11 protein-coding genes and 1 pseudogene are annotated in these 12,576 nt (G+C 58.2%); 9 read left to right on the plus strand and 3 right to left on the minus strand.

Translation table 11 applies throughout. The features are described 5' to 3' along the window. The first annotated feature begins 13 nt into the window (after positions 1-13). Complete coding sequence (locus tag BQ5462_RS07295; protein ID WP_071142700.1) at positions 14-469, plus strand: peroxiredoxin; 456 nt, start codon at positions 14-16, stop codon at positions 467-469. Then, the gene (locus BQ5462_RS07300; RefSeq protein WP_071142701.1) at positions 466-1,116 is read left to right on the plus strand and encodes a YaaA family protein; all 651 of its coding nucleotides are present in this window, start codon (positions 466-468) and stop codon (positions 1,114-1,116) included. The genes BQ5462_RS07295 and BQ5462_RS07300 overlap by 4 nt, the downstream gene beginning before the upstream one ends. Before the next feature lie 108 nt (positions 1,117-1,224). Here the strand turns inward: BQ5462_RS07300 and BQ5462_RS07305 are convergent. Continuing rightward, positions 1,225-2,666 (minus strand): annotated as a pseudogene (locus BQ5462_RS07305) (amino acid permease). 126 nt (positions 2,667-2,792) lie between these two features. On the opposite strand from BQ5462_RS07305, the gene BQ5462_RS07310 reads away from it, so the two are divergent. Beyond that, a complete protein-coding gene (locus BQ5462_RS07310; protein ID WP_071142702.1) occupies positions 2,793-4,076 on the plus strand; it encodes a M18 family aminopeptidase in 1,284 nt (427 codons plus the stop codon). Between the two features lie 142 nt (positions 4,077-4,218). Here BQ5462_RS07310 and BQ5462_RS07315 read toward each other — a convergent pair whose 3' ends face one another. Both BQ5462_RS07315 and BQ5462_RS07320 read right to left on the minus strand, forming a co-directional pair. After that, a complete protein-coding gene (locus tag BQ5462_RS07315; RefSeq protein WP_071142703.1) occupies positions 4,219-5,184 on the minus strand; it encodes a lactate/malate family dehydrogenase in 966 nt (321 codons plus the stop codon). A 137-nt stretch (positions 5,185-5,321) separates the two neighbouring features. Next, complete coding sequence (locus BQ5462_RS07320; protein WP_071142704.1) at positions 5,322-5,927, minus strand: ECF transporter S component; 606 nt, start codon at positions 5,925-5,927, stop codon at positions 5,322-5,324. A 163-nt stretch (positions 5,928-6,090) separates the two neighbouring features. Between BQ5462_RS07320 and BQ5462_RS07325 the strand changes: the two genes are divergently transcribed. The 6 genes from BQ5462_RS07325 to BQ5462_RS07350 all read left to right on the plus strand — a co-directional run bounded on the left by BQ5462_RS07325 (position 6,091) and on the right by BQ5462_RS07350 (position 12,573). Further along, positions 6,091-6,942: a ChbG/HpnK family deacetylase gene (locus BQ5462_RS07325; protein WP_071142705.1), complete on the plus strand. Its 852-nt coding sequence runs from the start codon at positions 6,091-6,093 to the stop codon at positions 6,940-6,942. 20 nt (positions 6,943-6,962) lie between these two features. Next, complete coding sequence (pfkB, locus tag BQ5462_RS07330; protein WP_071142706.1) at positions 6,963-7,865, plus strand: 1-phosphofructokinase; 903 nt, start codon at positions 6,963-6,965, stop codon at positions 7,863-7,865. A gap of 1 nt (position 7,866) precedes the next feature. After that, a complete protein-coding gene (locus BQ5462_RS07335; protein WP_071142707.1) occupies positions 7,867-9,780 on the plus strand; it encodes a PTS fructose transporter subunit IIABC in 1,914 nt (637 codons plus the stop codon). A 145-nt stretch (positions 9,781-9,925) separates the two neighbouring features. Then, on the plus strand, positions 9,926-10,183 hold the full coding sequence (locus BQ5462_RS07340) for an HPr family phosphocarrier protein (RefSeq protein ID WP_071142708.1): 258 nt from the start codon (positions 9,926-9,928) through the stop codon (positions 10,181-10,183). A 16-nt stretch (positions 10,184-10,199) separates the two neighbouring features. Next, complete coding sequence (ptsP, locus tag BQ5462_RS07345) at positions 10,200-11,834, plus strand: phosphoenolpyruvate--protein phosphotransferase (protein ID WP_071142709.1); 1,635 nt, start codon at positions 10,200-10,202, stop codon at positions 11,832-11,834. A 16-nt stretch (positions 11,835-11,850) separates the two neighbouring features. Then, complete coding sequence (locus BQ5462_RS07350; RefSeq protein ID WP_071142710.1) at positions 11,851-12,573, plus strand: BUD32 family EKC/KEOPS complex subunit; 723 nt, start codon at positions 11,851-11,853, stop codon at positions 12,571-12,573. Positions 12,574-12,576 lie beyond the last annotated feature (3 nt).

Below are 12,576 nucleotides of genomic sequence, written 5' to 3' on the forward strand. Positions count from 1 at the left end.
GGAGGGATACAGAATGTTGGAGGTTGGAACGAAAGCACCGGATTTTACATTGCCGGATCAGGATGGAGTGCTCCATTCCTTATCGGAGTACCTGGGTAAAAAGGTAATTTTATATTTTTATCCCCGGGACAACACGGCCGGCTGCACGAAGCAGGCCTGCGGATTTGGGGAACTGTACCCGCAATTTACGGAAAAGGGAGCTGTGATCCTGGGTGTCAGCAAGGATTCTGTTGCTTCGCACAAGAAGTTCCAGGAAAAATACCACTTGCCGTTTACACTGCTGTCCGATACGGAAAAGACAGTCCTGCAAGCGTACGACGTATGGAAGGAAAAGAAACTGTACGGAAAAGTTTCCATGGGCGTGGTCCGCAGCACGTATCTCATCGATGAAAACGGAATCATCGTCAAGGCCCTGGGCAAGGTGAAACCAGCTGAGAATCCGACCCAGATGCTGGAGTCGCTGGCATGAAGATCATCCTTTCTCCTGCAAAGCAGATGCAGATCGACCGGGAAAGCGGTTGCAGCCTGGCGGAAGAGAACCACAACCAGCTGCTGGGGGCCCGGCTGGAGCAGGCGGTGACACCGGCTCTCCTGGCCTATGTGGGTATCCAATACCAGTATATGGCACCCACGGTGTTCGAGGACGGCCAGCTGGAGTATGCCCAGGACCGGGTGCGGATCCTGTCGGGGCTGTATGGGGCATTGCGGCCCCTGGACGGGGTGATTCCCTATCGGCTGGAGATGCAGGCCAAGGGAGCGCCGGAGGGATACAAGGACCTGTACCAGTTCTGGGGCGACCGGCTGTACAGGGCTGTGCGGGATGAAAGCGGCGTGATTTTGAACCTGGCCTCCAAAGAATACAGCAAGGCTGTAGAAAAATACCTGCAGCCTGGTGACCGGTTCGTCACGGTGGTGTTCGGTGAACGGGTCGGAGAAAAAATCGTGCAAAAGGGCGTCTATGCCAAAATGGCCCGGGGTGAAATGGTACGGTATATGGCAGGCATACAGGCTGAAGCACCGGAAGATATCCAGGACTTTTGCTGGAGCAGATACCATTTCAGCGCGGAAGAGTCGGACGAGAGACGGATGGTGTTCGTAAGGAAAGCAGCACGATGATTGCCGGGAGGATGGTCATACGCCAGTTTCGGAAAAAGGTTTCTTAAACTACTGATATCTGATATCTAAAAAAAGCTGGCAGCGGAAGCTGCCAGCTTTTTTCTTTTCTTATGCTCTCTCTTTTTTCGCCAGTTCCGGCAGGATGAATCCGATACCGATCAGCACCAGCGGGGTGATGATGTTCATGGCGAACTGGAAGTACCAGGTGTCGGTACCGGCCTGTACGCCTCTGGGAACATGCCCATGATGCAGGCAAAAGCAGTGAAGGCGAAGCACCAGAACCCGGCCACCATGCCCAGGCCCCTGCTCTTTACGAAATGGTATTCAGAAACGTACTTGTCAGCATGCTTCTTCAGCATCATATAGGCGAAGAATACCCACAGGTACCGCAGGGGCATGCACACGGCGTTCAGACGGATCAGCCAGTTGTACAGGCTGGTCATGTCCCCGATCCCCAGGGCGGGTACGATCAGCAGGATGGAGACCAGCACGGCGGTCAGCTTGTAGCCGGTGACGGGCACGCCTTTGGCATTCATTTTGGTGAACACTTTGGGAACGTATTCCGGGTTCACGTCAGCCAGCAGGATCTTGATGGGGGCATCGATGGAAATGGCCAGGGTGGCGGCCTGTCCCAGGGCGGTGCAGATGGCGTAGATCACCACAAAGGTGCTGCCGATGCCGTAATATTCACCCAGCTTGGCAAAGCTGTAGTAGGCACCGTTCATCATCAGGTCCTTGGGGATGTTGTTGGGATCGAACATCAGGCCCATGGCAAAGGTGCCCAGCAGGGCGGTCACTGCCACCATGGTGGCCATGAAGATCATGGATTTGGGATATTCGGAAGCCGGATGCTTCAGGTTGTTGACATAGGGGCTCAGCCGTTCACAGCCGCCCACGGCGAATACCAGGATGCCCAGGGTGGTCATGTAGTCGAAGTCGAAGGTGGGCATCAGGGTATCCCAGTTCAGGCTGTAGCTGAAGGTTTTTGCGGTGGTCAGATGGGGAGCGGCCAGGGCCAGCAGGATGTACAGGATGCTCATGACGAACATGAAGGAGCCGGCCAGGGCGCCGATCCGTTTCAGGGCACCCACGCCCTTGGAGGCATACCACAGGAAGAAGAAGAAAATCACAAGGGCGATGATCTGCAGCACCAGGGGCGACATCATCTTGGTCAGGGTACCGTTCTGCAGTGCGGCCCAGCCAAAGGCGATGACGATGTTCTGGGGTTTCTGGGCCAGGTAGGGCATGTGGACAATCCAGTAGGTCCAGCCGGCGAAATAGGCCAGTTTGGCTCCGCTGGTGGAGCGGATCCAGGAGGATACGCCGCCTTTGCTGTCTTTGAAGGTGGATCCCATTTCACCGACCATGAGTACATAGGGGATGAAATAGAGGGCGAACATCAGGATCCAGGACACGACGGCCTTCAGACCCTGGTTGGCATACCCGTTGACGATGTTCCCGAACCCCCAGACGGAGGTGAAGGTCATCAGCCCCAGGGCAGGCCAGGTCAGTACTTTGTTGCTTCCAGTAGATGGGTTTTGTTTGTCCATATGGTAAAGCCTCCTTTTGAAAGATGATTCAATTATATCATGAATGGAACGGCTGGAACAGCAAATTGCGGAAACTTTTGAACTATTTTGTTTCTTATGGTACAATAAGAGCCATGGAGGTGTATTATGAATCAAACCACAAAAGAACTGCTGAACCTGATCCAAAACAGTACGTCCCCGTACCATACAGTGGCAGCCAGCAAGAAGCTGCTGCTGGAAAATGGCTTCACCGAGCTCAAGCCGGGGTCCGACTGGGCTCTGGCTCCAGAGAGCAAGTATTTTGTAACCGTATTCGATTCTTCTCTGTTTGCTTTCCGCACAGGCCGGAAGGGCACCCGGGGCCTGAAGATTGCAGCGGCCCACACGGATTTCCCCTGCTTCCGCCTGAAACCGGCAGCAGAAGTCAGCACCCAGGGCTATGGGACCCTGAACGTGGAGGGCTACGGCGGCATGATCGTGTCCACCTGGATGGACCGTCCCCTGTCCCTGGCCGGCAAGGTGGTGACCCGCACGGCGGATCTCTTCAAACCGGAAACCCACCTGGTGGATTTCAAGCGTCCGCTGCTGACCATGGCAAGCCTGGCCATCCACATGAACCGGGAAGTGAACGATGGGTATAAATGGAACAAACAGAAGGATGTGCTGCCCCTGGCCACCATGCTGGGGCAGGACAGCAAGGACAAAACGTTCTTCCAGAAATTCCTGGCCCAGGAACTGGGCGTGAAGGCAGAGGACATCCTCTCCTTTGAACTGGGTACCTATCCGGTGGAAGAGGGCTGCACCTTCGGCCTGAAGGATGAATTCATCTCCTGCGGCCGTCTGGACAACCTGACTTCCGTCATGGGCTGCCTGAAGGGCATCATGGACTGTACGGATACGGAGGGCCTGAAGGTGGCCTGCCTGTTCGACAACGAGGAAGTGGGCAGCAACACGAAGCAGGGGGCCGACAGCCTGGTGCTGAACAACCTGCTCCACCGGATCTACGGCAAGCTGGGTCTCAGCCAGGAAGCTCTGTACGAAGACATGGCCAACGGCTTTATGCTCAGCGTGGACGTGGCCCATGCCCTGCATCCCAACTATGTGGACAAATGCGACATCACCAACAAGCCCCTTCTGGGCGGCGGCGTGGTACTGAAACAGGCCTGCAGCCAGTCTTATGCAGGGGATGCGGAAGCAGTGGCTGTGGTGAAGGGACTCTGTGAGGCCAACCACATTCCCTGCCAGCTGTTCGTAAACCGCAGCGACATCAAGGGCGGGTCCACCCTGGGTTCCATGGCGTCGGCCCTGACGCCCATCCGGACCATGGATATCGGCGTGGCGCTGCTCGCCATGCACAGTGCCCGGGAAACCATGGGGGCGGCTGATCAGGATGCCCTGCAGGATCTGATTACGGTGTTCTTCGGGAAATAATATGCAAAAAGGGGTGTGAAAAAATGCTTTTTCACACCCCGTCACTAGTCACTAGTCACTAGTCACCAGCCGATGGAAGCCAGCTGTCGCTGGCGAAATAAAGGCGCTATGGATGATTTTTTCACAGCGCCTTTATTTTTTTTTACAGCTTTTCTCTGTTTTCCAGGATGATATTCCTGGCTTTTTCCATATTGGTCCGCAGGGCCCTGACCACCTCTGCGAATTTTTCTTTTTCTTCGTCATTCAGCGGCAGTTCGATGACTTTTTCCATGCCGTCCTTACCGATGATGGCGGGAACTCCCACAAACAGATCCTGCTGTCCATATTCTCCATCCAGTTCCACGGAGCAGGGGAGGATGCGCTTTTCGTCGTGGAGAATGGTTCGCACCAGGGTGGCAGCGGCACCTGCAATGCCGTATTCCGTGCACCATTTCCCGGCCACGGTGATCCAGCCGCCCTTGACGGCCTGCTTCTGGATGGTCTCCCGGTGGAACTTGACCCCCCGCAGGGCTTCGAACTGTTCCACAGTCAACCCGGAAAAGTTCAGCATGGACCAGGGAATGAACTGATGGTCTCCGTGCTGCCCGATCATATAGGCGTTGAAGCTGCGGCTGTCCAGGCCGGTGATGTCACGGAGGGCGTGCTGCAGCCGGGCAGAATCCAGCAGGGTGCCCGTGCCCAGCACCTGGCTCCGGGGCAGGCCGGACAGGTTGGCAATCTCACAGGTGATCAGATCGCAGGGATTGGTGATATTCACGAAGATGCCGTTAAAGCCGGCGTCCATAATGGACGGGATGATCCTGGCCACCTGGAGCACACTGTTTTTCAGTTCGTCATCCCGGTTGAAGTTTTTGCAAAGCTCGATGTCGCCCACTGCATTGACGATGATGTCGCAATCTTTCAGTCCGGCGTAGTCCACGGCCCTGTATACGGTCCGGTTGGGCATGAAGGGAGCTGCATCGTTCAGGTCGTTGCATTCACTGGCCAGTTTCTTTTCGTTGGTATCGCAAAGCAGGATTTCATCAGCAACGCCCATCAGGCCCAGGGTATAAGCCACATGGGCACCTACATGACCCACACCGACGATTCCCACCATTCGTTTTTCCATATTCTTGTGCCTCCTGGTTCAAAAGTGTAGCGATTGTGTTCCGGTCTTTTTCATTGTAACATGGTTTCATTGGAAGGAACAGGTCAGGAAAACAAGTATACAAGATACAAGAAAAATGTCTTGTCATCTTCTTTTGCTCATCCTTCGGTCAACCGCTGCAGGGCCAGGCTGGCTTTTTTATACACCAGGTAGGTCAGGAAGGACACCACCGTATATTTAAGCAGGTTAAAGGGCAGAATGGTGAGCAGCAGGAAGTCGGTCAGGGAATGGACCAGGGGGTTGGTGGCGCTGGCCATTTTTAAAATAGCCCCCAGGGGGATCTTATACAGCCGCACATACATGGGAATGGCCAGGTACCGGTTGGCCACCACGGCAAACAGGCTGGCCACCACGGTGCTCAGCAGCAGGGCGGTGAGGGCACCGGACTTGGTCCGGTGCAGGTGGTAGAAAATGGTGGCCGGCAGCACGTAGGCCAGGGCACACAGGAGGTTCATCCCTTCTCCCACAAAGGCGGAAGAACTGCCCACCAGCACCAGTTTCAGCAGGATCTTGATGACCTCTGTAAAGGCTCCGGCCAGAGGGCCCAGAAAGAACCCGGCAAACAGGGCAGGCAGATCGGAAATCTCGAACTTCATATAGGCCGGTGCGAAGGGCAGGGGAAACTCGAAGGCCATCAATAAGGAAGATAACGCCCCCAGCACGGCGATGAACACCAGCGCCCGGGGAGACAGTGCACGATTCACAGGAAAACACTCCTTTATATATTGGATAGGAAAAATCACTGACAGTGTAGCAAATCCCGGAAACCCTGTCAAATTCCGTGACAGACTGGCAAATTTATTGTAAAATAACATGGATACTTTCAGAGGATCGCACCATTGGATGGAGGAAAGGAGCCGACAGGATTTGGCAAAACATTTGATCGTCAATGCGGATGATTTCGGCCGTCATGTGCTGATCGACCGGGCCGTGGAACTGGGCGTGGAAAAGGGGCTGATTCGATCGGCCACGGTGATGGTCACCGGCGGGGCCTTTGCAGATGCGGTGGCCCTGGCCCGCCGTACCCCCGCCCTGGGACTGGGCATTCATTTTACACTGGTGGACGCCCGGCCCGTGCTTCCTGCCCGCCAGATCCCCAGCCTGATCGATCCTGCCACCGGCCGGCTGTGGCCTGACCATAATGCCTTCGTGAAACGGTTCCTGTCGGGCCGGATCAAACTGCCGGAGGTGGCCAGGGAATGCCGGGCCCAGCTGGACGCATTCCTCAGCACGGGCCTGGTTCCCACCCATGCCGACAGCCACCAGCACATGCATGTGCTGCCCGGGATCATGGACATCGTCATCGACCTGTGCCTGGATCACGGCATCCCGGCCGTGCGGATCCCGGCCATCCCGGTGAGCCTTTTGGCGACCCGTCCGGGCAACCTGGGAGAGCAGGTGGGGCGGATGGGGCTCCATGTACTGGCGGAGCGGGCGAGACACAAGGCCCTGGCCGCCGGGTTGCGGGCTCCGGACCATTTCGGGGGCATTGTAGCCGGCACTGCCGTGGACAAAAAAGCCCTGCGCACCATTCTGCTCCAGATGAAGGAAGGCACCATGGAAATCATGCTCCACCCGGGTACGAACAACCAGGTGCTGATCCCGGCCACAGCCTGGGACCACGATTTCGAAGCGGAACTGGACGCCGTCACCGATCCCGGCCTGGTGGAGCTGGTGCACCAGCTGGGCATTACCGTGGGCAATTTCAGTGATTTATAGGATATAGGAAGGACGTTACCATGATCTATACTGTTACCTTCAATCCCTCCCTGGATTATGTGGTCACCGTGCCGCACCTGGAAGTGGGGGCCATCAACCGTACGAAAGGGGAGGAAATCTTCCCCGGGGGAAAGGGCATCAACGTGTCCTGGGTGCTCCGGAACCTGGGCATCCCCACCCGGATCCTGGGCTTCAAAGCCGGCTTTACCGGAGAGGAGATCCAGCATCTGGTGGAAGCACAGGGCATTGCCTGCGACCTGCTGCCGGTGGAAAAGGGCTTTTCCCGGATCAATGTGAAGGTGCGGTCCCGGGAAGAGACGGCCATCAACGGCCAGGGACCGTCCATCGGGGAAGCCGACCTGGCACGGCTGCTGAAACAGCTGGAGACCCTGGAGCCCGGGGATATGCTGGTGCTTTCAGGCAGCGGCCCCAGCGGCTGTGCGTCCACCCTGTATGGGAGAATCGCCCGGCTGATGCAGCAGCGGGATATCCCCTGTGTGGTGGACGCCACAGGGGAATTGCTGGCAAACGCCCTGGAGGCGGGTCCTTTCCTGGTGAAGCCCAACAAAGAGGAACTGGAGGACCTGCTGGGACGGAAGCTGGCTACGGAAGCCGACCTGGTGGAGGGGGCCCGGGAGCTGCGGAAACGGGGTGCCCGGAACGTACTCATCAGCCTGGGGGGCGACGGGGCCCTGCTGGTGGACGCCTTCGACGGGGTCCATCGCCATACGGCACCCGCCGGACAGATGGTGAACACGGTGGGGGCCGGTGACAGCATGGTGGCCGGTTTCCTGGCGGGCTATCTGAAGCATCACGATTATGCGGAAGCGCTGCACTGGGGCATCTGCGCCGGCAGCGCCACGGCTTTTTCCATGCATCTGGCTACAGGGGAAGCGATTGAAGAACTGGTAAAGGGGAATTGATATGCAGATCACGGATCTACTGAAACGGGAAAGCGTGGAACTGAACGGTTCCGCCACGGACAAAAAAGACGCTCTGGAGAAGATGGTCGCCCTGATGGTGAAACAGGGCAACATTGCGGACCCGGAGACCTATAAGAAGAAGGTATTCGCCCGGGAAGAAGAGGGCAGTACCGGCGTGGGCGAAGGGGTGGCCATTCCCCACGCCAAGACGGCGGCCGTGACGAAGCCCGGCCTGGCGTTCATGCGCTGTAAGGACGGCGTGGAATTCGACAGCCTGGACGGGCAGCCTGCCAAACTGTTCTTCCTGATCGCCGCACCGGATACGAAGGACAATGTGCACCTGGACGTGCTGAGCCGGCTGTCCACCCTCCTGATGGACCCGGACTTCATCGACGGGCTCATGGCCGTGGACACCGTGGATGCACTGTACGAAATGATCGCCAAAGCGGAAAAGGAAAAGTTCCCGGAAGAGGAGCCGCAGGAAGAAGCACCGGCCGCGGCAGAGGAAGCGAAACCGGAAGGGTACCAGGTTCTCGCCGTGACGGCCTGCCCCACGGGCATCGCCCATACGTACATGGCCGCTGAAAGCCTGGAACAGCACGCTGCCAGACGGGGCATTTCCATCAAGGTGGAAACCAACGGCCAGAGCGGGGTGAAGAACGCCCTGACGGCGGACGATATCGCGAACGCCACGGGCATCATCGTGGCGGCGGACAAATACGTGCCCATGAACCGGTTCAAGGGCAAACGGGTGGTCATCGTGAAGGTGGCGGACGGCATCAACAAGGCCGACCAGCTGCTGGATGAGGCCCTGAGCGGCAATGCCCCCGTATTCGAGGGCGAAGAAGGCGGTGAGGCCGGCCCGGAAGCGGAAGCCGCGGAAGAGAGCCAGGCCCGCAAAGCCTATAAGCACCTGATGAACGGGGTCAGCCACATGCTGCCCTTCGTCATCGGTGGGGGCATCCTGATCGCCCTGGCCTTCCTGTTCGACATGGGGGCCGCCGGTACGGCGAACTTCGGCAGCAGCACGCCCCTGGCCAAGTTCTTCAAGGATGTGGGCGGTCTGGCCTTCAGCTTCATGATGCCCATGCTGGCCGGGTTCATCGCCGCCAGTATTGCGGACCGGCCGGGCCTTTTGGTGGGATTCGTGGCCGGAGCCATGGCCGCAAATGGCGGCAGCGGGTTCTTCGGGGCCCTGGTGGGCGGTTTTGCGGCCGGGTATCTGATCCTGGGACTGAAAAAGGCCCTGGGCTTCCTGCCGGATTCCCTGGAAAACCTGAAACCCATCCTGCTGTACCCGGTGCTGGGTCTCATGATCATGGGCGCCCTGATGGTGCTGGTGATCAACCCGGTGATGGGCGCCGTGAACCAGTGGGTGAACGGGGGGCTGACCTCCATGAGCGGCGGCAGCAAGGTGCTGCTGGGCCTGGTGCTGGGGGGCATGATGAGCATCGACTTTGGCGGCCCTCTGAACAAGGCAGCCTATGTATTCGGTACGGCTTCTCTGGCCGGGGCCGATGGACAGGCTGTCAGCTCGCCCTTCATGGCCTCTGTGATGATCGGTGGCATGGTGCCGCCTCTGGCCATTGCCGTGGCCTGCCGGATGTTCCCGAAGAAATTCACGGAGCAGCAGCGGAACTCCTCCCTGACCAACTTTGTCATGGGCCTGAGCTTCATTACTGAAGGGGCCATTCCCTTTGCGGCAGAAGATCCCAGCCGGGTGATCCCTGCCTGCTGCATCGGGGCAGCGGTGGCCGGCGCTCTGTCCATGGTGTTCGGATGCACCATCCCCGCACCCCACGGCGGCATCTTCGTGTTCGGAGTGGTCCACAACTGGCCCATGTACCTGGTGAGCCTGGCCGTAGGCACAGGCGTAGGGGCCGTGCTGCTGGGTGTGCTGAAGAAAAATAAATAAGGGCAGTCACGAGTCTCTAGTCACTAGTCCGCAGCCGAAGGTGAAAAAATTCGCCTTCGGCTCATTTTTTGTCCTTCTCTTTCTTCTCGTCCCTCCATCTGGTATAATAGAGTGTAAAAGTGTCAAAACCAAGGAGGCAATCATTATGGTTCAATTTACGTATACGATTCAAGATCCCCAGGGCATCCATGCACGTCCTGCCGGCATGCTGGTGAAGGAAGCTGCCAAATTCCAGTCCAAATGCTCCGTGGCCGGCAACGGAAAGACCGGCGATTTGAAACGCATCTTCTCCCTGATGGGCATGGGCATCAAACAGGGAATGGAACTGTCCGTTACGGTGGAAGGCCCCGACGAAAAAGAAGCCGCCGCGGCTCTGGAAGCCTTCCTGAAAGCCAATCTGTAAGAGAGGAGGATTGCCCATGAAGCTAGTTCAGGGCAAGGGAGCTTCCGCCGGCGTGGCTGTAGGGCCCATCCTGGTAAAACCGGCCGGGAAGGACGCTGCAATCCATCTCACCACCAGCCTGGATCCCCAGCAGGAACTGAAACGGTTCAGGGATGCCCAGGAACAGGTGGTGGAAAGCCTGGAAATCCTGAAAGAAAAAGCCCGTCAGCAGGTGGGCGAAGAAGAAGCCGGTATCTTTGAAGTCCATCAGATGATGGTCCAGGATCCGGATCTCTGTGATGCCATCACCGGCTTCATCACCGGCGAACATTTCACTGCGGAAGCCGCCGTGAAGGAAGCGGGCAGGCAGTTCGCCGCCATGCTGGAAGCCATGGACGACGAATACATGCAGGCCCGGGGTGCTGATGTGCGGGCCATCTGCGGCCAGCTGGAAGACGCCCTGTCCCGGGGCAGCGGCAGCTGGACGGATCTGCTGACCCGTCCCAGCATCATCTGCGCCGATGACCTGACCCCCAGCGAAACCCTGCAGCTGGACAAAAAGCTGATCCTGGGCTTTGTCACCAGCGGCGGCAGTGCCACCAGCCATACGGCCATCCTGGCCCGGACCATGAAGATCCCGGCCGTGGTCCATACCGACGTCCAGCTGGATGAAAGCTGGAACGGCAAAATGGGTGCCATGGACGGGGCGGCCGGCCGTTTCTACCTGGAACCGGGGGAAGAAGTGCTGGACGACCTGAAGGTGAAACTGGACCGGCATCTGGCGGCCCAGAACGCCCTGGAGGCTTTCCGGGGCAAGCCCACCATCACGGCGGACGGCAAGCCCATTGCCCTGTACGGGAATATCGGTCAGCCGGAGGACATCGACCTGGTGCTCCAGAACGACGGAGAAGGAGTGGGCCTGTTCCGCAGCGAATTCCTGTACCTGGGACGGGAAGACTATCCTACGGAAGATGAGCTGTTCGAAGCCTACTGCACTGCAGCCCAGGAACTGGAGGGGCGGAAGCTGATCATCCGCACTCTGGATATTGGCGCCGACAAAAAGGTGGACTACTTCAAACTGCCGCCGGAAGAAAACCCGGCCCTGGGCTTCCGGGCCATTCGGATCTGTCTGAAACGGCCGGAGATCTTCTATACCCAGCTGCGGGCCATCCTGCGGGCTTCGGCCTACGGCCAGGTGTCGGTCATGTTCCCCATGATCATCAGCGTGGAGGAAGTGCGAGCCGCCAAAGAGCTTCTGGAAGCCGCCAAGGTGAAACTGCGGGCAGAAGGCATCCCCTTTGACGAAACGCTGGAAGTGGGCGTTATGATTGAAACCCCGGCGGCGGCCCTGATCAGCGATGATCTGGCCCAGGAAGTGGATTTCTTCAGCATCGGTACCAACGACCTGGTACAGTACACCCTGGCCGTGGATCGGCAGAACGCCGAACTGGAAGACCTGGCCAGTGCCGGCCATAAGGCCGTGCTGCGCCTGATCCAGAATACCGTCAAAAACGGTCACGCCGGTGGCTGCTGGGTGGGTATCTGCGGAGAAGCGGCCGCGGATCCCAAGCTGATCCCCTATTTCATCGCCATGGGTGTGGACGAGCTGAGCATGAGCCCCGGCAAGATCCTGGGAGCCCGGAAACTGATCAGTACCACCCATGCCCTGTGAGAAAGGGAAGGGACATATGATCGATCTGGATTTGAAACAGGCCGCGGACAAAGCCATTGCCCTGCAGCCTCAGAAGCGGGTGCTGCCCCTTCTGTATCAGGACCAGGCGCTGTTCATCAAGCGGAAAATCTCCAACCACCGGAACGCCTTTGCCAAAAACAGTGTGGAGGCGGCGTTCTGGTGCGAGGTGTATAAAATCAGTACGGTGAACCAGTATTTTCCCCTGGCACCGGAAATCGTGCTGCTGCAGGATGAGTATTTCGTCATGAAGGCGGTGGGCAAGACCCTGCAGGGCGTGGCCAAGGAAGCACCCTGGGCGGACTGCCGGGTCAAGGCCTTTGCCCGGACGGGAGAAGCCCTGGCCCGGCTCCATCAGATGGGGCTGCACCACGGGCGCCCGGCTCTGCGGGACATTGCCTACGACAAGGAGGAAGACAGGATCACCTTCCTGGACTGGGAAAACGAGAAACGGTTCGTTACGGCTGATCCCCGGGCCATTGACCTGATCCTGTTCGTCCACAGCTGCTTCCGGGAGCGGTGGAAGGACCGGACGCTTTTGGACGCGGCCATGGGAGCCTACTGCAACAGTCCCATTGGACGGGAGATGGTGCGCCAGGCCCAGAAACTGATCCGGGAGCACGGGACGGCCTTTGCCTTTTGCGAAAAGCTGCGGCGGTTCGGCTGGCGGGATGTGAACAGCCTGGACGATGCACGACGGTATATTATGGAAAGGGAATGAAAC

Origin of the sequence: Acidaminococcus timonensis (genome assembly GCF_900106585.1) — a bacterium.
Classification (GTDB): Bacteria; Bacillota; Negativicutes; order Acidaminococcales; family Acidaminococcaceae; genus Acidaminococcus; species Acidaminococcus timonensis.

Excerpts from the sequence above, each read along its gene's own strand:
- BQ5462_RS07295 (WP_071142700.1), top strand. The coding sequence starts at position 14 with ATGTTGGAGGTTGGAACGAAAGCACCGGATTTTACATTGCCGGATCAG.
- BQ5462_RS07300 (WP_071142701.1), top strand. The coding sequence starts at position 466 with ATGAAGATCATCCTTTCTCCTGCAAAGCAGATGCAGATCGACCGGGAA.
- BQ5462_RS07310 (WP_071142702.1), top strand. The coding sequence starts at position 2,793 with ATGAATCAAACCACAAAAGAACTGCTGAACCTGATCCAAAACAGTACG.
- BQ5462_RS07315 (WP_071142703.1), bottom strand. The coding sequence starts at position 5,184 with ATGGAAAAACGAATGGTGGGAATCGTCGGTGTGGGTCATGTAGGTGCC.
- pfkB (WP_071142706.1), top strand. The coding sequence starts at position 6,963 with ATGATCTATACTGTTACCTTCAATCCCTCCCTGGATTATGTGGTCACC.
- BQ5462_RS07335 (WP_071142707.1), top strand. The coding sequence starts at position 7,867 with ATGCAGATCACGGATCTACTGAAACGGGAAAGCGTGGAACTGAACGGT.
- BQ5462_RS07340 (WP_071142708.1), top strand. The coding sequence starts at position 9,926 with ATGGTTCAATTTACGTATACGATTCAAGATCCCCAGGGCATCCATGCA.
- ptsP (WP_071142709.1), top strand. The coding sequence starts at position 10,200 with ATGAAGCTAGTTCAGGGCAAGGGAGCTTCCGCCGGCGTGGCTGTAGGG.
- BQ5462_RS07350 (WP_071142710.1), top strand. The coding sequence starts at position 11,851 with ATGATCGATCTGGATTTGAAACAGGCCGCGGACAAAGCCATTGCCCTG.